Here is a 23,828-nt window from a genome sequence, read left to right as displayed (position 1 = left end):
ACATGCTCGCGCCTCACTCATTCACTGCCATCCCAGGTGTCCCCGATGTTCAGCAAGATCAAGGTCGCATCCGGCCTGTTGTGTGTCCTCGTCGCGTTCTGTGTACTGCAGCTCGTGACGGCAGGACTTGGTTACTGGTCGCTCACGCGCACGCACGACGACGTGGCCGACCTCTCGAAAGTGGCGTTGCGGCAGGCAAGCGCCGCCAACGTCATCACCCAGCAGTTGATGGACGCCCGTATCAATCTCTCGCGCGCGGGCACGCGCATGGTCCGTGGCGGCACAGTGCCGACCGACATGGTCAATCACGCGCGCGACCAACTGGCCGCCGCCGACACCACGTTCGCAGCGCTCATGGCCGTCCCGCCGATCAACGACGACGACCGCGCGCGCGTCGCCGCGCTCGGCGAGCGCTTCCAGGTCTACCGCAAGGCGCTCGGCGAGCTGATCGATGACCTCAACGGCAACAATCTGCAAGCCTTCCTCGACCAGCCTACGCAGTCTTACCAGGATGCCTATCTCGCAGAGCTGCACTCCTTTGTGCAGTTCAGCTCGGCGGCGAGCCGCGCATCGCTCGACTCGATCGACTCGCGCCTCGCGCTCTTCCAGGGCGTGGGCATCTTCATCGTGCTGCTGCTGGTCGCACTGGCGAGCGGCGTGCACTTCGCGTTGCGGCGCGGCGTGGTGGAGCCGCTCGAGGAAGCGGGCCGCCATTTCGACCGTATCGCGCGCGGGCGCCTCGACGAGCGCATCGCCGCGCGCGGCGAGAACGAGATCGGCCGGCTGTTCCAGGGTCTTGCGCTGATGCAGGCAAGCCTCGCGCGCACGGTCCACACCGTGCGGGAAACGGCGGGTTCCATCAACGTGGGCGCCGACGAGATCGCCACCGGCAACGCCGATCTTTCGGCGCGCACCGAATCGCAGGCGGCGTCGCTGGAGGAAACGGCGGCGAGCATGGAGGAATTGACGGGCACCGTGCGCAACACGGCCGAGAACGCGCGCGAGGCGAACGCGCTGGCCGAGGCCGCGCTCGACGCGACCGCGCGCGGCGGCGCCGTGGTGGGCGAGGTGGTCGAGCGCATGCGCGGCATTGCGCAAAGCTCGGACAAGATCGCGGAGATCATTGGCGTGATCGACGGCATCGCGTTCCAGACCAACATTCTCGCGCTCAACGCGGCGGTGGAAGCGGCGCGCGCGGGCGAGCAGGGCCGCGGCTTCGCGGTCGTGGCGGGCGAGGTGCGCGGGCTCGCGCAGCGCAGCGCGCAGTCGGCCAAGGAGATCAAGACGCTGATCAGCGAGTCGGTTTCGCAGATTCGCGGCGGCTCGGAGCTGGTTGAGCGCGCGGGCGAGTCGATGCGCGAGGTGTCGAACTCGATCTCGCGGGCCACGCAGATGATGGCGGGTATCAGCGCCTCGTCGCTCGAGCAGAGCACGGGCATCGATCAGGTGAATCAGGCCGTCTCGCAGATGGACCAGATGACCCAGCAGAACGCGGCGCTCGTGGAGGAGGCCGCGGCTGCCGCGGCTTCGCTGCATCAGCAGACGCGCCAGCTTTCCGAGGCCGTGGCGGCGTTCGAGATTTCGCCGGCCGTGCTGGCGGCCTGAGCCGCCTGAGCCGCTTTAGCCGCTCGAGCGCCTCGGCGGCGGGCCTGCGCCCGCCCGCCTTGGTGTTTCGCGCTGTGACGTATCGGGCGTCTCAGATGCCCATGCCCTGATAAGCGGTCAAAAGGTGATACGGCGTCGTGGACGGCATGTCCGCGCGCGCCACGTCGCCGTTTGCGCTGCGGCATTCCACCCAGCCCTGCGGCGTGAGAAAGCGCGGTGCGAAGCGCGCGACTTGCGGCGCGAGCGCGGCGCGCACCTCGGCGTCGCCGTGTGTGGCGAGCGCGCGCAAGTATTCCGTTTGCGCCCAGATCCGCTGCGTGGCATCGATTACACGGCCGTGCTCGTCGAGCGCGGCCGCCACGGCTCCCGTTTCCGGGTCCACGCCGTGCTTCTGCGCAAAGGCGAAGGCGCGCGCGAGCGCTTCATCCAGACCCGACGCACCCAGGCGCGCGCCCGCACGCGTTGCCAGCCAGAACCATTCGAACTGATGTCCGGGCTCGAGACGGTTGTCCGCCGCGCCGAGCGGCAATTCGGCGATGCAGCCCGTCGGCTCGTGCAGGAAACCGCGCGCGAGCGCTTCGACGAGCTTCGTGATGGCGGTGTCGAAGGCGCTGTCGCCGGTCGCCTCGCTCGCGACGAGCCAGGCTTCGGTAAGGTGCATGAGCGGATTCTGCAGCGGAGCGCCGGTCACGCTCGCAAAGGAAGCGTCGAGCGCCGCGTTCAGCAGCCCGTCGTGGGCGGCGAAGCGATCGACGATCAGCGAGGACGTTTCGCGCGCGACGTCGAGCGCTTCGTTCACGCCGAAGCGCTGGCCGTAGGCCGCGGTTGCGAACACCACGAAGGCGTGCGTGTAGAGGTCCTTGGTGGTGTCGAGCGGCGCGCCGGCGGCGTCGACGCTATAGAACCATCCGCCGTGTTTCGGGTCCTGAAAAGTGTGGCGCAGCGTTTCGAAGAGCGTTTGCGCGTGCGCGGCGTCGCCGGCCTGCGAGAAGACGAACAGCTGGCGGGCGCACGCCATCGCGCGGTAGCGCGTGACGGGCAGGGGCTTCGCGCCGGCCGCATCGAGCGCCTCGTAGGGCAGGCGCAGGTCGGCGTTGAAGCCAGGGCCGCGCCACATCGGCAGGACGATGCGGTCGAAATGCTCGCGCAGGCTGGCTGCGCTCGTAGGTGTGTTCATGGCGAAAAGGTGCGGCGGACCGCGTCACTTCAAATGAGCAATGCCGGCGATTGTACGCATTCGCATATTGCGCGGGAGAGATTCCCGCCTGCCGCGGGGCGACCGCGCCCACGACAACAAGACCAGGAGGGTGATAACAATGATCGGAAACTGGGAACTCATTTCGCGGCTGGTGCTGGCCGCTCTGCTCGGCAGCGTGATCGGCTTCGAGCGCGAGCGGCTTTCGTGGGCGGCGGGCCTGCGCACCCATATGCTCGTGTGCGTGGGTTCGGCGCTCATCATGCTCGTCTCGGCCTACGGTTTCGCCGATGTGCTCAAGGAAGACCACGTCGTGCTCGATCCTTCCCGGATGGCGGCGCAGGTCGTCTCGGGCATCGGCTTTCTCGGCGCAGGCTCGATCCTGTTGCGCGGCGAGATCGTGCGCGGCCTCACGACGGCGGCGAGCCTCTGGTCGGTCGCGGCCGTGGGGCTCGCGGTGGGCGGCGGGCTCTATACAGGCGCGATTGCGGCGACCATCATCATTCTCATCATCCTCGCGGGCATCAAGCCGCTCGAGCGGCGCTTCATCACGTTCCGGCAGCGCCGCCAGCTCACGCTGCTCGTGAGCCGCGGCGCCCTCACGTTTCACTCGCTGCACGACGCGCTCGGCACGTCGAGCCCGCGCGTGAAGCAGTTCGTCGTGCAGCAGAGCGACGACTCGCCCGAGCTGGACGAAGTGATGATCACGCTCGCCCGCGTGTCGTCGATGGAGTACGAGGCGATTTGCGCGACGCTGCGGCGCTTGCCCGACGTGAAGGAGTTTCGCGAGGACGGCGTGCAGAGTTGACCTGCGTGGGTTGTCCCGTCGATGCCTGGTGGGTAAGTGGGGGAAGAGCATCTGGCCACGCGTTCTGGCATGCGACAATGGGCGTTCGAACCAGAACACGAGGACGTCGCCAAACGGCCGTGAACGGCCGGCGCGCGACGCGAACCGCATCGCTGACCCATGGCTGATTACGCAGATACCGCATCCTTGAGCTCTTCGCATCCTGAACGCACCGCACCGTGGCAACCGCGCGCCACATCGGCGCCGTCCAACGTGACTGAATCCCCTGTTGCTTCCGAATTCGATGGTCCGCAAGCGCTCGACGGCGAGAGTCTCGCCGCGGTCGCGCAAGCGGATGCTCCCGTGCGCCAGGGCACGTTGAGCGGCTTCGAAAACCCGGAGCCCGCCCAGGCGGCGGCAGCGTCCGGCGATGAGGCCAGCGTGGCGAGCCCCGTTGCGGGGGCAACGACCGCGCGCCGCGCGCCGCGGGCGAAGCGTGCCGCTGCTCCGGCCGGGGCCGGGGCTGGGATCGATCCGGTGGCGCCGGGCTTTGGTGAAGCGCAGGGCCCGGCTGCTGCGGCCTTCGTCGCCGAACCGTCGTTTGCCATCGACAACGCAGAACGCGTCGAACCCGCTGGGTTCGCGCCCGAAGCCGCTCAAGCGGCCGCCGAGCCAAACGCGCTGGCGCAGCGCCTCGACGCGCTTCAGGGCGCGCTCGCCGAGCAGCGCCACATGGCCGCCGCGTCTTCGCGGCAACTCAAGTGGGTGCTCGCTGCTGCCTCGGTGGCGGTGCTGGCATCGGTGGGTTTCGGCGTCGCGCAGTCGGTGCGGCTCGACAGCCTCGCGAACGAGTCTCGCGCAAACGAAGCGCGCCTCGAGCAGTTCATCCTGAAGCAGCAGTCCTCGGTCGACGACCTGTCGCAGCGCGTTGCCGCGCAAACTGCCGCCGTCACTGCCGCAACGGCGGCTGCTGCTGTTGCCGCGGAAACCCCGGCGGCCCCCGCACGAGCGGTGGTCAAGGCGCAGCCCGCCAAGGCTGCACCCACGCCCGCGCGCCGTGTCGCGGCGCATTCCACGCGTGCGGCGCACGCCAAAATCGCCCAGAAAGCCACTCGCTGAACGGCTTCGTCGCGCGATCCCGCCCCTGTATCCGAAATATCGATGCGTTGTTTTGCTGCAACGCATCGATTGCGCGCGACCCCGTGCGGCGGTGCGTCGCAGTTTTTTTGCTGCGTTGCACTAGCGTTATCCTAGGGAAAACCCTATAATCGCTTCTGTCTTAGGGAAAACCCTGAACCGCAGCCTAACTGGGAGTCGCCATGAGCTTCATCTTTGCACTGATCCAAAAGGTGAGCGATCTCTTCGCGTCGCCGTACCTGCCGATGGATTCGGAATATTCGTACGAAGCGCGTCACCGCGAAGCAGAGCGCGTTCGCCGCTCGCACTACATGCCGTTCGGCATGCCGCGTGACTGATCGAAGCTGAAGCGCTTCGGACGGCGCTCGCCGTCCAACGCGTTTCTCCGGTCAGACCGCAAGGTCATCAAACAAGGCCGGCTCTCGAAAGAGAGCCGGCCTTGTTGCGTTTGGGGCCGATATGGGGCCGATTTGGGGCCGACATGGGGCTGGTTTGGGGCTGCTGCGAGCCGAAGCCGCTTCGTCTGGCGTGACGACAGCCGCGCGCCGCCCGTGTCATAGTGATGCCGCTTCGAAATCGCTACGTCCCATCTACATGTCCAATAGCTACTTCTACGACCCCGCCCAGGGCCACGGCCTGCCGCACGACCCGTTCAAGGCGATCGTCGCGCCGCGCATGATCGGCTGGATCTCCAGCCGCGCGAAGAGCGGCGTGCTCAATCTCGCGCCCTACAGTTTCTTTGGCGCGTTCGCGACCTTTCCGCCGATCATCGGGTTCTGCAGCGAAGGCCGCAAAGACAGCATCAGCAACATCGAGGAGACCGGAGAGTTCGTCTGGAACCTCACGTCGAAGGCGCTCGCGCCGCAGATGAACCGCACCTCCGCGCCGGTCGCCGCCGACGTCGACGAATTCGCGCTCGCGGGCCTCACCGCCGCACCGGGCCGCAACGTCGCGGTGCCGCACGTGGCTGAAGCGCCGGCCGCGCTCGAATGCAAGCTGCTGCAGATCGTGCGGCTCAAAACGCTCGACGGCACGCCCATGGACAACTGGCTGGCGCTTGGGCAGGTGGTGGGCGTGCACATTCGCGAGGCGTTCCTGAAGGACGGCCTTTTCGACACGCACGCCGCCCAGCCCGTGATGCGCGCGGGCTATCGCGCCGACTACGCGCAGATCGGCGAGATGTTCCAGATGGTGCGGCCAGGCGCGTAAGCCGCTTCGGGCGTGGGCAGGCCGCGGCGTTGCCGCCTCCTGCCCGCCCGCCGATAATGGCCCGACCTGGTGGCCCAACTGCGCGAGGCGCGCGAGGGAGACAATCGATGCAATCTCCGACGGGATCGGTGGTGGCGCTCAGTTCGGCCGCCTCGACGATGTTTTCGATCGGCATGATCGCGCTGGGCTACTGGGGGCTGCACGAGCCCTCGGCCTGGCGCATCGGCGACCGTGTGGTCGTCGGCATTGCGCTCCTGGGCTTCGCGTGCCTCGGCAGCGTGCCCTGGCTCGCCACCTCGCCCGCGAAGCCCAACGACGAGTCGCGCTTCCTGATGGCGCGCCGCGCCTTTCTGTGCGGCGCGACGGCCGTGTGGGTGTCGATCGCGCTGTCGCTGGTGCTGTGATTAGAAGCGCGCGCGCAAGCCCACCGTGCCCACCACCTGATTGGCCGTCGACGACGCGCCGCCCGCCGTGTTGATGAACGCCACGTAGTTGTGCCCCGTGGCGTGCTGGTACATCGCCTCGCCGTACAGATCGGTGCGCTTCGAGAGGCGGTACACGACCTGTGCGTCCACCTGGTTCCACTTCGGATCGGCGCCGAACGTGGTCGTGTTGCTCACGTGGCCATCCGTGAAGGTGTAGGCGAGACCCAGGCTCCACGCCGGGTTCAACTGATATTTCCCGTTCACTTCGTAGTTGTTGAAGCTCATGTCGCCGCCCTGCGAGCCGAACGAGCTCGTACCCGTGTATTCGCTGCGCGTGAACACGAAGCCCGCCGTGGCCGGGCCGAACGTGTAGTTGATGCCGCCGCCGAACGAACGCAGGCGGTCGGCGCCGAGCGAGAAGCCGCCCTTGCCGTTGGCCGTCGATTCCGCGAGATCCACTGCGCCCGGGCTGCTCGCCGTGGCGCCCTGGGTGCCGTTCAGTTGCAGATAACCGGCCGCGATGGCAAGCGGCCCGTTGGTGTAGCTCGCGCCGAAGCTGTAGGCGCGGTTCACGGCGAAGTCGGTGTTGTTCGAGAACGCGTAGAGCGCGCCGAACTTCAGGCCGCTATACGTGTTGCTCGTGAACTTGACCGCGTTGCTCATGCGCAGCGAGTGGTTCAGGTTGTCGTTGTCGAACGGATGCGCGAAGCCCGTGTCGCCGAAGGTGCCCGCCGTGGCCGAAAGCGGCGCGACGAAGTCGACGAGCGAGTCGTACTGGCGGCCGAGCGTGAGCGAGCCGAACTGGTCGCTCGCGAGACCCACGTAGGCCTGGCGGCCGAACATGCGGCCGTCCTGGCCGAGCTTGCCGTTCTGCACGTTGAAGCCGTTTTCGAGCACGAAGACCGCATGCAGGCCGCCGCCCAGGTCCTCGCTGCCGCGCACGCCGAAGCGGCTGCCGTTCACGTTGCCGCTCGTCGCCTGCCAGAGCGCGCCGCCGGTCTTGCCGCTCGCGACATTGTTCGTGTACATGATGCCGGCGTCGATCAGGCCATACAGCGTGACCGAGCTTTGCGCGTGGGCGGCGGGCGCCGCGAGCGTGCCGAGTGCGCCGAGCATGGCGGCAGCGGTGGTGAGCGAGACGGTGTTCTTCATTCGAGGTTCCTGTAGCGTTGTTGTTTCGTACCGGTTTGCAACAGGGACAGGAGTGTAGGGAGGGAAAGGCGCCGGAAAACCGGTTGTGACTGGAGAGGATTCTTCCTCGATCTGGAAGGATGATTTCATCTCCGTGTCATAAATCGACTTAGGGCGATGTAGGGCTTGCGTCCGGCTCGATGAAGGGGCGGCCTTGTGAGTTTGGTACGATTCACGCTTTGCCAGCCGACCCTACCTGCCGCGTGAAGCGTTACGTGCCGTTGATCCGCGATCGAATCGCGATGTCGTTGTCCCGCCTGAAGCATGCCGCCGTGCGGCTTGGCGGCTTTGCCCGCCCCGCATTGGCCCGCTCAGGCGCGCGTGCGCTCCACCATTTGCGGCATCCCACGCGGCGCGGCGTGCTCATGACCATCGGCGCGCTGCCGGCGCTCGTCGTGCTCTACGTGCTCGTGCTGATTCCGTTCACGCCGAGCATTGGCGACATCCGCAAGGCGCGGGTGGACGAGCCGGCCCAGATCCTTTCCGCCGACGGCAAGGTGCTCGCCGAGTTCAAGCCCTCGAACCGCGAATGGGTGCCGCTCGCGCAGATCTCGCCGCACATGGTCGATGCGCTGGTTTCCACCGAGGATCACCGCTTCTACGAACACCACGGCATCGATTTCAAGCGCACGGCGGGCGCGGCGCTGCACACGTTCTCGGGCGACCGCCAGGGCGGCTCGACCATCACGCAGCAGCTCGCGCGCAATCTCTATCCCGATGAAATCGGCCGCGCGCCCACGCTCACGCGCAAGATCAAGGAAGCGATCACGGCGTTCAAGATCGAAGCGGTGTATAGCAAGCAGCAGATTCTCGAGACGTATCTGAACACGGTGCCGTTTCTCTATAACGCATACGGTATCGAGATGGCGGCGCGCACCTACTTCGGCGTTTCGGCGGATCAGCTCGACATCCTGCAAGCCGCGACGCTCACGGGCATGCTGAAGGGCAACGCCTATTACAACCCGGTGATCAACCCCGAGCGCGCGCTCGCGCGGCGCAACACCGTGCTCGGCCAGATGGTGAAGTACGGCAAGCTCAGCGAGGCGCAGTACGCCACGCTCTCGAAGAAGCCGTTGCGCCTCGACTTCGAGCGTCAGACCGAGCCGCCGGGCCCCGCGCCGCATTTCGCGCTGCAACTGCGCAAGTGGCTGATCTCGTGGGCCGACCGCAACGACTACAACATCTATTCCGATGGCCTCGTGGTGCGCACCACGATCGATTCGCGTCTCCAGCAGATGGCGACCGCCGCGCTGCGCCAGCACGCGAACCAGCTTCAGGGCATCGCGAACGGCGCGTGGAGCGGACGCAACGGCTGCACGGCCGGCAACGACCAGTTCGCGACGTTCATGCGCGAAACGCAGGACTACAAGAGCGCGCGCGACGCGCTCGCGAACGATGCCGACGCGCTCAAGCAGCTCGCCGCCGACCGCACCTTCATGCGCAACCTCTGCAAGAGCAAGACGGCGGTGGAGGCGGGCTTCCTCGCCATCGACCCGCGCAACGGACAGATCAAGGCGTGGGTGGGCAGCCGCGATTTCACCGAGGAACCGTTCGACCACGTGCAGCAGGCGCGCCGTCAGCCGGGCTCGACGTTCAAGCCGTTCGTGTATGGCGCGGCCTATGCGGCGGGCGCGAAGCCGAGCGACACGTTCATCGACCAGCCGGTGGAAATTCCGCTGGCGGGCGGCGAAATCTGGAAGCCGACCGACGACGTGCAGCCGAGCATGCGCCCGATGACGCTGCGCGACGCGATCGCGTTTTCGCGCAACCGCATCACCGCGCAGCTGATGCAGACGGTGGGCCCGGACAAGGTTGCGCGCCTTGCGCGCGCGATGGGCGTGCGCGACAGCCAGCTCGATCCGGTGCCTTCGCTTGCGCTCGGCACGAGCCCGGTCACGTTGAAGGAGATGGTGTCCGCCTACAGCACGATCGCCAACGACGGCGTGTACCTCGAGCCGCGCATGGTCACGAGCATCGAGGACCACAAGGGCAACGTGCTCGCGCAGTTCGAGAGCGCTTCGCCCGAGCGGGCGCTTTCCGCGGAGGCGGACCGCACGCTGCTCGACACGATGCGCGACGTCGTGAACCGCGGAACGGGTGCGGCCATCCGCACGCGCTTTGGCATTCGCGGCGACGTGGCGGGCAAGACCGGCACGACCCAAGGCAACACGGACGGCTGGTTCATCCTCATGAATCCGCAACTCGTGGCGGGCGCATGGGTTGGTTTCGACGATGGCCGCGTGACGCTCGACGACTACTGGGGCCAGGGCGCGCGCAGCGCGCTGCCGATCGTCGGCGACTTCTTTCAGCGCGCGCTGCGGCAGCGCCTCGTCGATCCGCGCGCGCGCTTCGACACCGAAGTGACGCCGGGCGCGTTCGAAACCTTCCGCGAGAAGCTGCGTGCGTGGATGGACAAGCTGGTCGGCACGCACGAAGCGCCGCCGCAGAGCGCGCCGGTTCGGCGTGCGCCGCCACCGCGTGTCAGCGCCCCCGCACCGGCATCGGTGGCTTCTGCGGCTTCGGAAGCGGGGGCATCGGCGCCTTCCGCGGTTCCGGCGCCTTCTGCCGCTTCGGCGGCGGCTGCGGAAGCCGCCGCGCGCGCGATCATGGGCGTGCCGCCGATCGTCGGTCCGTCCAGTACGCCGCCGGCACTTGCGCCGCAGCCTTCGTATCCGGCGCAGGAGCCGGCGCTTGCGCCGACGCCGACACCCGACGACGCGGAGCCTGACACGCCGGGCGCGAGCGCGAGCTACACGCCGCCGGTGGCGCAGCCACAGGGACAATGAGCGCGTCGTCCCGCGCCGTCGCCTGAGCGTGACGGCGCGGGTGGACGTCTCGCGCTTGACCTGCCGCAAGGTTCCAATCCGGCCCCGCGTCCGTTTGACACTTCCTGACAACAGCGCTGCGAGATTCCGCTAGATTCGCGCGGATCAAAGCTTGCCCCTGGTGCTTCCTGCAGCGTTGCGCCGCGGCTTTCCGAATACGCTGGAGTCAATCGAAATGTCACGCATGTCCCGATCCATCCGCACGCTGTGCCTGCTTTCGTTCGCCTCGGTGGCGGTGAGCACGCTCGCGCCCGCGCTCGTCCACGCAGCCGAAGCCGCAACCCTGGCTTCCGCGGCCGCCGCGCTGCCTGCGGGCGCCGCTGCGCTCGTGAACGGTCATGTGGTTCCGCAATCCGCGCTCGACACGGCAGTGAGCAACGTGGTCAGCCGCACCGGCGCGCCCGACACGCCGCAACTGCGCGCCGTGCTCAAGGACGACCTGATTGCACGCGAACTGCTGCGCCAGCAGGCCGTGCTCGGGCACTACGACCAGCGCCCCGAGGTCGCGCAGTTCCCCGACGCCGAAAAGACCGACGCCGGGATCCGCGGGTGGATTCTGGACAACGTGCACGCGCCGAAGATCACGGACAGCGAGATCAAAGCGCGCTACGAATCGGTCGTCGCGACGTTCGGCAAGGAAGAGTACAAGCCGGCGGTGATCGCCGTGGCCGACGAGGCCACCGCGAACACCGTGCTCGCGGCGGTGAAGGGCGGCCAGCCGTTCGCCGAGCTTGCGCGGCAGTACGGCATCGGCGCGACGAAGGCCACCGGCGGCGAGATGCCGTGGGTGAGCTTCAAGCTGCCGCTCACCGAAGGCAACACGCACGGCGTGCCCATGCCGCTCGCACAGGTCATCACGGGTCTCGCGCCCGGCGCAACCGCGCCGCAGCCGCTGCAGGCCGGCGACGGCTGGCTGATTGTGCGCCTCGAAAGCAAGCGACCGATGCAGGTGCCGACGTACGATGCGGCGAAAGAAGACATTCGCCGCCAGTTGCAAGACGAGGCCATGCAGGCCGCGCTCGGGCAGCGCGTGGCCGAACTGGCGCGCTCGGCGACGATCGTGGAGTGAGACGGCGCGGGGCATCTGCCGCGCAGCCAACAAAAAAGGCAGCGTCCTGGGACGCTGCCTTTTTTCGTTTCGCCTTTTCCTTTTATCTTGCACTGCGAAGCATGCCCTGACGGTACCGTGCGCGTTACTCGTGCACCTTGAACACGGAAACGAGCTCGGCGAGCGCCGCCGCGTGATCGTTGAGCGCGGCGGCGGCGCGCTCGGCGTCGCCCACGAGCGCGGCGTTCTGCTGCGTCGCTGCGCCGATCTGCGAAACCGCGATGTTCACCTGCTCGATGCCGCCCGACTGTTCGCGCGAGGCCACGCTGATCTCGCCGATGATAGACCGCACTTCATCCACGCGCGCGACGATCCCGCGCATGGTCGTGCTCGCTTCGCCGGCAATGCGATAACCCGTCTCGACGGTCGACGACGATTCGGTGATGAGCGCCGAGATTTCCTTCGCCGCCGCCGCGCTGCGTTGCGCGAGCGCGCGCACTTCGCTCGCGACCACCGCGAAGCCCTTGCCGTGCTCGCCCGCGCGCGCCGCTTCCACAGCCGCGTTGAGTGCGAGGATGTTGGTCTGGAACGCAATGCCGTCGATCACGCCGGTGATCTCGGCGATCTTCTGCGAGGAGCGGCTGATGTCGTTCATCGTTTCCACGACGCGGCTCACGGCGCGGCCGCCGTCGAGCGCGGCTTCTGCGGCGCTCGTCACCACGCTGTTCGCACGCGTCGCGTGGTCGGCGTTCTGCTGCACGGTCGAAGTCAGCTCTTCCATGCTCGCCGCCGTCTCTTCCAGGCTGCTCGCCTGGCTCGCGATGCGCGAAGCGATCTCGCCGCTGCCTTGTGCGATGCGCGAGGTGTCCTCGCTCATCTGCGCCGTGGCGCTGCGCACCTGCGCCACGATTTGTGCGAGTCCCACGCCGATGCCGTCGATGGCGCGCGTGAGCCGGCCGATCTCGTCGGCATTCGTCGCATCGCCGCTGCCGATGCCGCTGCGGTTGCTGCTTCCGTTGCCGATGCGCACCGTGAGGTCGCCCGCAGCGAGCTGGCCGGCGGCTTGTGCGGCGGCGTCGAGTGGCTGGCTCACGAGGCGGCGCGCCGCGTAGATCGAAAGCGCCGCGAACAGCGCGACCAGCACGAGGCCGATCGCGGCGAAGCGGTCGCGCGTGGCGTTCACGTCGGCCATGATCTCGTCGCGTACGGCGACGCCGCCGACGAGCCATTGCCACTGCGGCACGCTCACGAACGACACGAACTTCGCGCGCGCGTCGCGCTCGTCGCGCGTCGAGTCGGCGGAGGTGTAGTCGAGCGTGCCTTCGCGCGCCTCGAGCATGCGCGACCAGGGCGCGTTCGCGTCGTCGTAGTGCTTGCCGGCGGCGCTCGGATGCACGAGGAAGGTGCCGCGCGCCGCGCCGTTCGAAGCGTCCATCACGAAGTAGTAGCCGCTTTCGCCGATCTTGAGCTTGGCGATCTCGCTCTTGAGCGCGTCGATCTGCGCACCCACGTCCACGCCGACGAAGAGCGCGCCGATCACATGGCCGCTCGCGTCGAGAATCGGCTTGTACTGCGTGATGTACTGTTTGCCGAACAACTGGGCAAGGCCCGTATACGTGCGGTTGGCCAGAACCGGGCCGTACGCGGGCCCGTTGCGGTCGAGCAGCGTGCCGATCGCGCGCGAGCCGTCCTGCTTCTTGAGCGAGGTGGTCACGCGTACGAAGTCGTCGCCGCTACGCGCGAAAATCGTGGCGATTTCGCCGCTGCGCGCGAGAAACTGGTCGGGGACCGTGAAGTCCATGTTCAGCACGTGGTCGCCGGACTTGAAGACCGGCGTGGCCTTGCCGCCAATGTCGACCGTTTGCGTGGGATCGAGGGTGAAGGCGCCGGGCAGGAAGCTCTCGAAGAGCTGCATGGCGCGGTCGACTTCGGCGTCGAGCGCGCCGTCGATCAGCGAGATCGACGAGGCCACCGACTGGTCCTTTTCCGTGATGCGCGCGCGCACCTGGTCGCCGACCTGCGTTGCCGCCGAGTGCGTGATCGCCCACGTGAAGGCGGCAAATATTGCCGCGACGAGCACGCACGATAGCAAGGCGAGACGCACGCCGACGCTCGCGCGGCTTGATAAGCGTGAAAGCATGAGTTCGGTTCCGGAGTAGCTTGTGAGGAAGGAACCTGCGCCTTCGAGGCGCTGGCATGACGCATTACGGCGCGCGCGAGCGATCCTTTAGGGGTAAACGCGAAAATCCTTACAATTTCATACGGCATGCGAATGGTCATGCGATCTTGTGTCGCAAAAAATGGGACGATTCGGATTCCAAAGAGAACGCCGGAATGAAGAAAAGGGCGCATGATGCGCCCTTTCGTTATATTCCGCACGATACGTCGCGCGGTGAATGGCTGCGTTAGCGCTTTGCCCGCCACGTTCTGAGCAGCAGCGCGTTGGTCACGACGCTCACGCTCGAAAACGCCATCGCCGCGCCTGCGAGCATGGGATTGAGCAGGCCGAAGGCGGCAAGCGGAATCCCGATCAGGTTGTAGATGAACGCCCAGAACAGGTTCTGCTGAATCTTGCGCCACGTGCGCCGCGAAATATCGATTGCGGCGGCCACGAGCGCCGGGTCGCCGCGCATGAGCGTGATGCCTGCCGCGTGCATGGCGACGTCGGTGCCGGTGGCCATGGCGATGCCGATGTCGGCGGCGGCGAGCGCGGGGGCGTCGTTGATGCCGTCGCCGGCCATCGCGACGATGCCGCCGCTTTCGATCTTGAGGTCGCGGATCGTGCGCGCCTTGTCGTCGGGCAGCACCTGCGCGTGGACTTCGTCGATGCCGAGCTGCGCGGCCACGGCCGCCGCGCTGCCCGCGTTGTCGCCGGTCACGAGCACGCTGCGGATGCCCATCGCCTTGAGGCTCGCAATGGCTGCGCGCGCCGTGGGCTTCACCGTGTCGCCGAACGCGAGCAACGCGAGGACGCCGCCGTGCGGATCGAACAACCACGACACCGTATTGCCAGCCTCTTCGAGCGAACGCGCGCGCGCCGCGAGCGTGAGCGGCACGGCCAGCGCCAGCTCGTCGAGCCAGCGGCCGCTGCCGATCGCGAGACGCCGCCCGTTCACTTCGGCTTCCACGCCGCGCCCCGGCACCGCGCGCGCGTGGGCCGCGGCGCTCCAGGCGGCGGCGCCTTGCGCTTGCGCCTCATACGCCTGCACCACGGCCTTCGCGAGCGGGTGGTCGCTTTGCCGCTGCACGGCGGCGGCGAGCGCGAGCGCCTCGTTGCGATCAAGTCCCTCGGCCGCCTCGAACGCAGTGAGCGAGGGCTGGCCGAGCGTGAGCGTGCCGGTCTTGTCGAACGCGACCACGCTCACGTTGTGGGCGGTTTCCAATGCTTCGGCGTCCTTGATGAGCACGCCATGGCGCGCGGCCACGCCGGTGCCCGCCATGATCGCGGCGGGCGTGGCGAGGCCGAGCGCGCACGGGCAAGCGATCACGAGCACGGCCACGGCGTTGAGAATCGCCGTTTCGGCGCTCGCGCCCGCGAACAGCCAGCCGCCCAGCGTGATGGCCGCGATCACGAGAATCGCGGGGACGAACACGGCGCTCACGCGGTCGACGAGACGCTGGATTGGCGCTTTTTCGGCCTGCGCGCTTTCCACGAGGCGGATGATGCGCGCGAGCGTGGTCTCCGCGCCGATGGCGGTGGTGCGTACGGCAATCGCGCCTTCGCCGTTGATCGAGCCGGCGGTGACAGGATCGTCGGGCGCTTTCGGCACCGGCAGGCTTTCCCCGGTGATGAGCGATTCGTCGATGTGGCTGCGGCCTTCGAGCACGACGCCGTCCACGGGCAGGCGCTCGCCGGGACGCACGACCACGATCGAGCCCACGCGGACCTGAGCGAGCGGCACTTCGCGCTCCTCTGTTTTAGCGCCATTAGTGCCATCGACGCGGATGCGCGCGCGATCGGGCCGCAGTGCATTGAGGGCGCGGATCGCGTCGGTGGTCTGCCGCTTCGCGCGCGCTTCGAGCCACTTGCCGAAGCGCACGAGCGTGATGACCACCGCCGAAGCCTCGAAATACAGATGTGCCATGTCGCCAGCGCCGTTGCCAGGATCGGCGAGCATCGCGTAGACGCTCACGCCGTACGCGGCCGAGGTGCCGAGCGCAACCAGCAGATCCATGTTGCCCGCGCCTGCCCGCACGGCTTTCCAGGCGGCGCGATAGAAACGCGCGCCGAACACGAACTGCACGACGCTCGCGAGCGCGAGTTGCACGGCTGCGGGCAACATCCAGTCGAAGCCGAGCCAGTGGCCGAACATCGGCAGCACGAGCGGCACCGTGAGCACGGCCGAGACCAGCACGGCGCGCCATTCCCGGCGTGCCTCGTCGCTGGCGGCGGCGCTTTTCGCCGGGGTGGCGTCGACGTCGGCGGCGAGCGGCGTGGCTTCATAGCCGGCCTTCCTGACGGCCGCGACGAGCTGATCCTGCAGTTCGCCCGTGAGTGGCGAGCGGGTGTTGACGGTGGCCTGCTCGGTGGCAAGGTTCACGCTCACGCCGGCCACGCCGGGCACGCGCGCGAGCGCCTTCTCGACGCGGTTCGCACACGACGCGCAAGTCATCCCGCCGATGGCGAGCGTGGCGGTTTCCGTGGCGACCGGCACGGCTTCGTAGCCGGCCTTTTCGACGGCGGCGACGAGCGCGGCGGGCGCGACGCCGCCGCTCGCCTCGACGGTGGCCTTTTCGGTGGCGAGGTTGACCGAGGCGCGCGTGACGCCCGGCACTTTGGCGAGCGCCTTTTCGACGCGCGTGGCGCACGAGGCGCACGTCATGCCGTGGACCTCGAGTTCGGCCACGGCGGTATCGGCGCGCTCTGCAACGAGGGGGTCGTTCATGGTGAGGGTGCGAGGCTGTAATCGATGTTAAGCAGTATCTACGTTCCCATCGTGGGAAGGTCAAGGGGCAGCGACACTGCGTCACTTTCGTTTCAGATAGAGGGCCTGAGAGCAAGCTACACGGCTGTAAGGCAATATTCCACGCTGTAGTCTTTTCAGGCCCATGCGCGAGCGATACGATACCAACCGGCGGCATTGGCGCCTTGCCGCGCGCCTTTCACCACGGCCCTGGGGGGGCCCGCGCGCGGAGTGGGTAGCCGGTCGACGTCACTTCATGGACCGCCCGCACCGAATACAACACACAAATGACAACAATACATCGAGCATTCTCGTCGTACCGTAGCGGCGCCGCGCTTGCCTGCGTTGCCCTGATCGCCGGATGCGCCTCGGCGCCGAGCGACGTCGCGCCGAAGAGCAACGGCTGGATGAAGGACGAAGTTTCGGACTCGTACGTGTTCGGCTATCCGCTCGTGCTGATGGACCTGTCGCGTACAGCCGCCACGGGCACGGGCCCCGGCCAGGCTGCGCCGAACACGCTGCGCCACGCGCAGTCGCTGCCGCCCGTCGGGGCTTCGAGCCCGCCCGAACCCAATCTCGACACGCTGGCTTCCAGCGGCTGGCTCGACGTTTCGAGCGAGCCGGTGCTCGTCACGCTGCCCGATACGCATGGCCGCTACATGGACGCGCGCGCGCTCGACATGTGGACGAATGTCGTCTGGTCGACGGGCGCCGCGCAAACCGGCGAACGCGTCAGCGGTCTGAAAGCGCAAACGATTGCATTCGTTCCGGCCGGCTGGAAGGGCACGCTGCCCGCGCGCGTGAAGCGCGTGGACGTGACGACGCGCTACGTGTGGTTCCTCGCGCGCATCCAGACGCGCGGCGGCGGCGACCTCGCGGCCGTGCGGCGGCTGCAGCACGGTCTGCAAGTCACGACGCTTTCCGACTGGGACGATCGCGGCGCGCGCGGCAAGGCAGGCGCTCGCGGCAACGGGGGCGCACGCGGCAACGAGCCGTCCGGCGCCACGCAGAGCGGCGATCCGGTCGCGCCGGGCACACCTTCCGCCCAGGTTGCGGCGCTCGACGCGAACGGTTTCTTCAACCGGCTCGCGCAGGCACTGGAAGACAACCCGCCCACGGCGGACGACGCGCACGCGATCAAGATTCTCGGCGACATTGGCGTGCATCCGGGCGACCCGGCCGAACTGCCCTCGGGCACGAAGGACGCCGCGGTCGTGAAGGCCGGTCTCGCGGACGGCCGCGCGCGCCTCGCGACGCCGCCAAACAACTTGCTGGCGGGCAACGGCTGGCTCTGGGTGGGCGACGACGCGGGCAACTACGGCCCCGACTACGCGCTGCGCGCCTACGCGGCGTATACGTCGCCGGGTCTTCCGACTACCCGCGACGAAGTGCGCGCCCGCGTGAGCCAGGACAGCGACGGTCATGCGCTCAACGGCGCGAACCGTTACACGATGCACTTCACGGCGAAGCAGTTGCCGCCGGTGCGCGGTTTCTGGTCGATCACGGCCTACACGACCGACGGCGCGCTCGACGCCGACGCGCCCGTGCGCGTGGCGTTCGGCGACCGCAGCGGCGCGCGGCGCAACCGCGACGGCTCGCTCGACGTGCACGTCAGCGCCGAACGGCCGCGCGGCGGCGCGAACTGGGTGCCGGCGCCGCATGGCGACTTCCGCCTGGTAATGCGGCTCTACGCCGCGAAGCCGCAAGCGACCGATGGCAGCTGGCAGCCGCCCGCCGTCGAGCGCCAGTAAGCGCTGAGCCAGGCTGAATCAAGCGTTGGCGGGACTTTGTCCCGCCAACGCTTTTTTTGCGCCGCATAAGCCTGCTCAAACGCGCAACGCCCGCGCTCCTCGCCCGCATTCTTATGCATCGCGCAACACGCGCGACAGATACCGGGCAATCTCACTTCCGTTGTTACGTCTTGTTGCGCAAATCCTGCGCCGCGGGCGGCGTTTTCCCGCCGTCCGATCTTCTATCGGACCTATACTTCCGGCTGTCGGCATCCCCGGATTTCCGACTTCAGACCCACATTCCGCGGCGGGCCTGTTGCCGCCTCATCCGCAAGCAAGCATGGCAAGCCTCAACAAAGCGTCGCTCAACTCTTCCTTGCAATCGCTGCGCGCCGTCGCGCGTGCGCCCCGCACCCGGCGCATCCTCACGGGCGTCGTCATCTTTCTCATTGTGTTCGGCCTGGTCGGCTTCTTCGCCGCGCCGCCCATCATTCGTCACGTCGCCGAACAGCAACTGAGCAAGCAGCTCGAGCGTCCCGTCACGATCGGCCGCATCGCGCTCAATCCGTATACGCTGCGTCTCGAAGCGGACCGCGTGCATATCGGCGAGCGCGGTGGCAATGGCGACTTCTTCGATGTGTCGCGCGCCGTCGTGCAGGCGTCGTGGTCGTCGATCTTTCGCGCGGCGCCCATCGTCGAAGAGTTGCGGCTCGACTCGCCGCAGGCCACGATCGTGCGGCTCGACGCGCAGCATTTCAACTTTTCGGACCTCATCGAAAAGTTCTCGACGCCCTCGAAACCGAACAGCAAGCCCGCGCAGTTTTCGGTTTCCAACATCCGCGTCGAGAATGGCCAGATTACTTTCGACGATCGCCTGCTCAATGAAAAGCACGTGATCGACCGCTGGTCGCTCGGCATCCCGTTCATCGCCACGCTGGCCTCCAAGACCGACATCTTCGTCGAGCCGATGCTGCGCGCGCGCATTGACGGCGCGAGCACGCTCGCCATCGACGGCAAGACCAAGCCGTTCTCCGCGACGCGCGAGTCGGAAGTGGAACTGCGCCTGACGGACCTCGACGTGCCGAAGCTGCTCACCTACGCACCGACAAAGCTGCCGGTCACGGTGAAGAGCGGCAAGCTCTCGACCAACCTCAAACTCGATTTCGTGATGTCGGGCGAGAAGCCCACGCTGCGCGTGACGGGCACGACCGACCTGAACGACTTCGACTCGACCGACAACGCCAACGCGCCGTTTTTCGGCGCGCGCAGCCTGCACGTGGCGGCGGCCTCGCTCGAACCGTTCAGCAACGTCTATCGCTTCGACGATATCCGGCTCGACGCGCCCACCGCTTGGGTCGCGCGCGACAAGCAAGGCGTGCTGAGCGTCGAGAAGCTGCTGGGCGCGCCGGCGGCGCAAAATGCGCCGGCTGGGAGCAAGGCTGCGAGCGCCGCGCCGGCATCGGGCGCCACGGCTGCCTCGGGTGCGGCGAACGCGCAGGCGGCGGCCGAAGAGGCGAAGCCCGCGCCGCTCGATCTCTCGATCCGCCAGTTCGCGCTCACGAACGGCACCGTGCACGTGCGCGACGACGTGCCATCGCGCACGGTGAACATCGACCTCACCCAGCTCTCCACCACGCTCGAAAAATTCTCGAGTACCGCGAAGGAGGGTGCGCCATTTACGTTTGCGACCACCGCGAATGACGGCGGCACGGTCAAGGCGTCGGGCACGCTGAGCATGGCGGGCAAGAACGCCGAAGCCAACATCGCGTTAGCGGGCCTGGGCCTGCCGCAGATGCAGCCGTATATCGACAACCTGAGCAGCGCGCAGGTCGTGGACGGCAAGCTGAACCTCACGTCCACGCTCAAGGCCGATTGGGCGCAGCAGCCTGCCGTCGTGCAGGTCGGGCAGAGCACGCTCGGCCTCGAATCGCTCAAGCTCGCGGCCCGCGGCGCGAAGGCGCCTGCCATCGCGCTCGCCCAGGGCACGGTGCAGGTAAGTGGTATCGACCTGAACGCGCGTAAGGCGCAGATCGCCTCGGTGGACCTGACCGGCCTCATGGTGACCGCCGAGCGCCAGAAGGACGGCAACATCGACCTGGCGCAGCTCGCCTCCACGCATCAGGCGGCGCCCGAGCGCACGGCGATCCACGCGGCCCAGAAGTCGGTGCAGGAAGGGCCGGCCTGGCGCTACACGATCGACACGTTCACGCTGAACAACGGCACGATCAACTTCACGGATAACTCGACGCAGCGGCCGGCGAAGCTCGCCGTTACGCCGCTCGACCTGAAGATCCAGCAGATCAGCGACGACCTGCGGCACCCGCTGCCGATCGACCTGAAGGCGACCGTCAACCGCAAGGGCACCCTGGCGCTGAGCGGCAAGATCAACCCCACGCCGCTTACGGCGCAACTCAAGATCGACGCGAACCGGCTCGACGCCGCCGCGTTCGAGCCTTACTTCGGCAACCAGCTCAATGCGGTGATCGCGAGCGCGCTGCTGAACATGAACGGACAGCTTTCCGTGGAGCAGGGCAAGGCGCTCAAGGCCAACTATCGCGGCGACGCGGCGCTCGTGGACGTGCGCATGCTCGACAAGGCCACGTCCGGCCCGTTCGCAGGCTGGCGCTCGCTCGCGCTCACGAACCTGAAGGCGAATTACGACGACGCGCGCGGCACCGACGTGGACGCGAGCCGCGTGACCTTCTCCGGCTTCTATGGCCGCGTGCTGCTCGACGCGCAGGGCAAGCTCAACCTAAAGGACGTGGTCGCGCATCAAACCGGCGCGGCGCAGTCGCTCACGCAGGACACGAGCGCCAAACCTGGCGCGCGCGAACCGGTGCCGCTCACGCCGCAAGCGGCGAGCGCGCCGGTGCAGACCGCTTCCGCACCCGCGCCGGCTTCCGCGCCTGCCACGGTCGTGGCGGCGCAGGCGCCGAAGACCCCCGTGCGCCTGCACTTCGGCGAGCTCGTGCTGCAAGACGGCCGCGTGAACTACACCGATAACTTCATCAAGCCGAATTACACCGCCGACCTCGTGCAGATCCACGGCACGGTGGGCGCGTTCGGCACGGAGTCGACGACGCCCGCTCCGGTGGACATTTCCGCGAAGCTCGCGGCGAACGGTCCGCTCTCGATCAAGGGTACGGTGAACCCGCTCATCGAGAAGCCCTCGCTCGACCTCACGGCGAGCGCGCATGACATCGAGCTCACGAACCTCACGCCGTACTCGGCGAAGTACGCGGGCTACCCGATCACGAAGGGCAAGCTCAACGTCGACCTGCATTACCAGCTCGCAAACGACCAGCTCTCGGCGAACAACCATATCTTCATCGACCAGCTCACGTTCGGCGATCACATCGACAACGACACGGCGACCAAGCTGCCGGTGCGTCTCGCGATCTCGCTGCTGAAGAATCGCAAGGGCGAGATCGACGTGAACATTCCGGTGTCGGGCTCGCTCTCGAACCCCGAGTTCAGCCTGGGCGGCCTGATCTGGAAGGCGGTGCTCAACCTGATCGCGAAGGCGGTGACCGCGCCGTTCACGCTGCTCGCCAACGCATTTGGCGGCGGCGGCGAAGATCTTGGCTATGTCGAATTCGCAGCGGGCACGGCAACGCTGACCGATGCCGACCAGAAGAAGCTCGACACGATCGTGAAGGCGCTCGACGACAAGCCCTCGATCAAGATCGACCTGATCGGCCGCGTCGACCCGGCCGTGGACACGCCCGCGCTGCGCGAGCAATACGTCGATCGCCTCGTGCGGCTTCAGAAGGTGAAGGACACCGTGGGCAATGGCGAGAGCGTGGATACCTCGCAGGTGAAGGTCGACGACAAGGAGTACGAGAAGTACCTCACCAAGGTCTACAAGGATTCGGACTTCAAGAAGCCGCACAACATGATCGGCTTCACGAAGACGCTGCCCGTGGACGACATGAAGCAGGCGCTGGCCGACCACGCGCCCGTTGACGACGCGACCTTGCGCAATCTCGCGCAGCAGCGCGCGCAAGCGGTCCAGCAGTACTTCGAAGGCAAGGTGGATCCGAGCCGCGTGTTCGTCGTGGCGCCGAAGCTGGATGCGAAGGGTATCGACGACAAGGGCGCGACTACACGTGTGGATTTCGGGCTGAAATAAGCACTTTTTCGCGACTCAACGCAGCGGCGCGCTTCGGTTCAACCGGCGCGCCGCAGCTTTTCCGGCCTCGCAAACGCGTGTTTCTCGATCACTTGCGCGAGCGTTGCAAAGGCCGGCGCGATTTCCTCGTGCGGCACGCACGCGTAACCCGTTAGCAATCCTTTGCGATCCTGGCGCATGCTGTAGTAGGCCGCAAGCGGACGCACGATGACGCCCGCATCGAAGGCGGCTGTGGCGACGACGCGATCGTTGGCGTGATCGGGCAGGCCGAGCACGAAGTGCAGGCCCGCTTCGTCGCCCATGACCGGCAGCGCGTCGCCGAAATGGTGCGTGACCGCGTCGATCAGCAACTGGCGCCGCTCGCCATAGAGCGTGCGCATGCGGCGCACGTGCGAGGTGAGATAGCCGTCCATGATGAATTCGGCGAGCACGGCTTGCTGCATGAGCTGGCCTTCGCGATACAACTCAGCCACGCCCGTGCGGAAGGTGGCCGCGAGCCGCTCGGGCACGACCATGTAGCCGATGCGCAGGCCCGGAAACAGCAGCTTGCCAAGGCTGCCCACGTAGATCACGCGGTCGGACTCGTCGAGACCCTGTAGCGACGCAAGCGGACGGCTGCCGTAGCGGAACTCGCTGTCGTAGTCGTCTTCGATGATCCACACCTTGTGCTGACGCGCGTATTCGAGCAGCGTGCGGCGGCGCGCAAGGCTCATCACCATGCCGAGCGGGTATTGGTGCGAGGGCGTGACTAGCGCGATGCGCGGCGGGTCGCGCAGGTCCTGTTCGCGCGGATTGAGCCCTTCGTCGTCGACGGGAATGGGCGCGAGCTTCAGTCCGGAAGACTGCAACACACTGCGCGCGCCCCAATAGCACGGTTCTTCCACCCATGCGCTGTCGCCCACGTCGGCGAGCAGGCGCACGGCCAGGTCGATGGACTGGTGAATGCCGGTCGTGATGATGATCTGGTCCGGCGTGCAGCGCACCGAGCGCGCCACGCGCAGGTAGTCGGAAAGCGCACGCCGCAGCGGCCGGTAGCCACCGCCGGGCGCGTAAGTTAGCAAACCATGATTCGCCGATTTCCACAGCCGCGCCTGCAGGCGGCTCCACGTGCGCGCGGGAAATTCGGCCACGTCGGGCACGCCCGGCATGAAGGCGCCCCACTGCTTGGCGGACACGCCCGCCTCGTCGATGAGCCGCTGGCCGCGCATCGACATGTCGCCGCGCGGGGAGGTGCCGTTCGCATCGTCTTCCTCGTTGTCGTCGGCGGCGGCGGCCGGCGCCGCCGTGCTCACGGCGGCCGAGTCCGGGCGTGTGTCGGCGACGTAGGTGCCGCTGCCCGTCGTCGAGATCACGTAGCCTTCGGCGCTCAGCTGGTCGTACACGTGCAGCACGGTGTTGCGCGCCACGCCGAGGTCGCCGGCCAGCGTGCGCGAGCTGGGCAGCTTGGTGCCGGGCGCGAGCCGGCCCGTCAGGATGGCCTGCTGCATGAGCTGCAGCAGCTGACGGTAGGCGGGCTCGGCGCTTTCCTTGTCGAGTTGCGCGGCGAGCCATTCGGACAGGATGACCATGGCCAAGTGGTTCCATCGATAATAATGAAATGGCTCCATTGAATAGAGCCGGGACCATCTATAGTAATTCGC

General features: G+C 67.3%; 15 protein-coding genes. 10 read left to right on the top strand and 5 right to left on the bottom strand.

The genetic code is table 11. The features are described 5' to 3' along the window. Window positions 1-45: 45 nt before the first annotated feature. On the top strand, window positions 46-1,605 hold the full coding sequence (locus tag U5A58_RS29460) for a methyl-accepting chemotaxis protein (RefSeq protein ID WP_321933917.1): 1,560 nt from the start codon (window positions 46-48) through the stop codon (window positions 1,603-1,605). Window positions 1,606-1,696: 91 nt separating this feature from the next. On the opposite strand, the gene U5A58_RS29455 is transcribed toward U5A58_RS29460, so the two are convergent. Continuing rightward, window positions 1,697-2,782, bottom strand: coding sequence for an AGE family epimerase/isomerase (locus tag U5A58_RS29455; protein WP_321964044.1), 1,086 nt, complete (start codon window positions 2,780-2,782; stop codon window positions 1,697-1,699). Between the two features lie 139 nt (window positions 2,783-2,921). Between U5A58_RS29455 and U5A58_RS29450 the strand changes: the two genes are divergently transcribed. The 5 genes from U5A58_RS29450 to U5A58_RS29430 all read left to right on the top strand — a co-directional run bounded on the left by U5A58_RS29450 (window position 2,922) and on the right by U5A58_RS29430 (window position 6,337). After that, complete coding sequence (locus U5A58_RS29450) at window positions 2,922-3,608, top strand: MgtC/SapB family protein (protein ID WP_321964043.1); 687 nt, start codon at window positions 2,922-2,924, stop codon at window positions 3,606-3,608. A 252-nt stretch (window positions 3,609-3,860) separates the two neighbouring features. Beyond that, window positions 3,861-4,706 carry a hypothetical protein gene (locus U5A58_RS29445; protein ID WP_321964042.1) on the top strand — a complete coding sequence of 282 codons (846 nt, stop codon included), beginning with the start codon at window positions 3,861-3,863 and terminating at the stop codon, window positions 4,704-4,706. Between the two features lie 200 nt (window positions 4,707-4,906). Further along, window positions 4,907-5,062, top strand: a complete 156-nt coding sequence (locus tag U5A58_RS29440; RefSeq protein WP_199272121.1) for a hypothetical protein — start codon at window positions 4,907-4,909, stop codon at window positions 5,060-5,062. A 256-nt stretch (window positions 5,063-5,318) separates the two neighbouring features. Continuing rightward, window positions 5,319-5,933, top strand: coding sequence for a flavin reductase family protein (locus U5A58_RS29435; RefSeq protein WP_321933909.1), 615 nt, complete (start codon window positions 5,319-5,321; stop codon window positions 5,931-5,933). 107 nt (window positions 5,934-6,040) lie between these two features. After that, entirely contained in the window at window positions 6,041-6,337 is a 297-nt protein-coding gene (locus U5A58_RS29430; RefSeq protein ID WP_321914346.1) for a hypothetical protein, read from the top strand. On the opposite strand, the gene U5A58_RS29425 is transcribed toward U5A58_RS29430, so the two are convergent. Then, window positions 6,338-7,510: a porin gene (locus U5A58_RS29425; RefSeq protein ID WP_415774314.1), complete on the bottom strand. Its 1,173-nt coding sequence runs from the start codon at window positions 7,508-7,510 to the stop codon at window positions 6,338-6,340. 281 nt (window positions 7,511-7,791) lie between these two features. On the opposite strand from U5A58_RS29425, the gene U5A58_RS29420 reads away from it, so the two are divergent. Both U5A58_RS29420 and U5A58_RS29415 read left to right on the top strand, forming a co-directional pair. Further along, window positions 7,792-10,335, top strand: a complete 2,544-nt coding sequence (locus U5A58_RS29420; RefSeq protein WP_321964041.1) for a penicillin-binding protein 1A — start codon at window positions 7,792-7,794, stop codon at window positions 10,333-10,335. 223 nt (window positions 10,336-10,558) lie between these two features. Then, window positions 10,559-11,443, top strand: coding sequence for a peptidylprolyl isomerase (locus U5A58_RS29415; RefSeq protein ID WP_321964040.1), 885 nt, complete (start codon window positions 10,559-10,561; stop codon window positions 11,441-11,443). A 124-nt stretch (window positions 11,444-11,567) separates the two neighbouring features. On the opposite strand, the gene U5A58_RS29410 is transcribed toward U5A58_RS29415, so the two are convergent. Both U5A58_RS29410 and U5A58_RS29405 read right to left on the bottom strand, forming a co-directional pair. Then, complete coding sequence (locus U5A58_RS29410; protein WP_321964038.1) at window positions 11,568-13,562, bottom strand: Cache 3/Cache 2 fusion domain-containing protein; 1,995 nt, start codon at window positions 13,560-13,562, stop codon at window positions 11,568-11,570. Window positions 13,563-13,827: 265 nt separating this feature from the next. Continuing rightward, window positions 13,828-16,308, bottom strand: a complete 2,481-nt coding sequence (locus tag U5A58_RS29405; protein ID WP_321964037.1) for a heavy metal translocating P-type ATPase — start codon at window positions 16,306-16,308, stop codon at window positions 13,828-13,830. A gap of 305 nt (window positions 16,309-16,613) precedes the next feature. Between U5A58_RS29405 and U5A58_RS29400 the strand changes: the two genes are divergently transcribed. Beyond that, window positions 16,614-18,077, top strand: a complete 1,464-nt coding sequence (locus tag U5A58_RS29400) for a DUF1254 domain-containing protein (protein WP_321964036.1) — start codon at window positions 16,614-16,616, stop codon at window positions 18,075-18,077. A 319-nt stretch (window positions 18,078-18,396) separates the two neighbouring features. After that, the gene (locus U5A58_RS29395) at window positions 18,397-22,188 is read left to right on the top strand and encodes a DUF748 domain-containing protein (protein WP_321964035.1); all 3,792 of its coding nucleotides are present in this window, start codon (window positions 18,397-18,399) and stop codon (window positions 22,186-22,188) included. A gap of 38 nt (window positions 22,189-22,226) precedes the next feature. On the opposite strand, the gene U5A58_RS29390 is transcribed toward U5A58_RS29395, so the two are convergent. Beyond that, a complete protein-coding gene (locus U5A58_RS29390; protein WP_321964034.1) occupies window positions 22,227-23,762 on the bottom strand; it encodes a PLP-dependent aminotransferase family protein in 1,536 nt (511 codons plus the stop codon). Between the last annotated feature and the right edge of the window lie 66 nt (window positions 23,763-23,828).

The organism is Paraburkholderia sp. J7 (assembly GCF_905220155.1).
GTDB lineage: Bacteria > Pseudomonadota > Gammaproteobacteria > Burkholderiales > Burkholderiaceae > Paraburkholderia.
The sequence above is the reverse complement of the archived record's forward strand: the minus strand, read 5'-3'. Positions and strand labels throughout refer to the sequence as shown.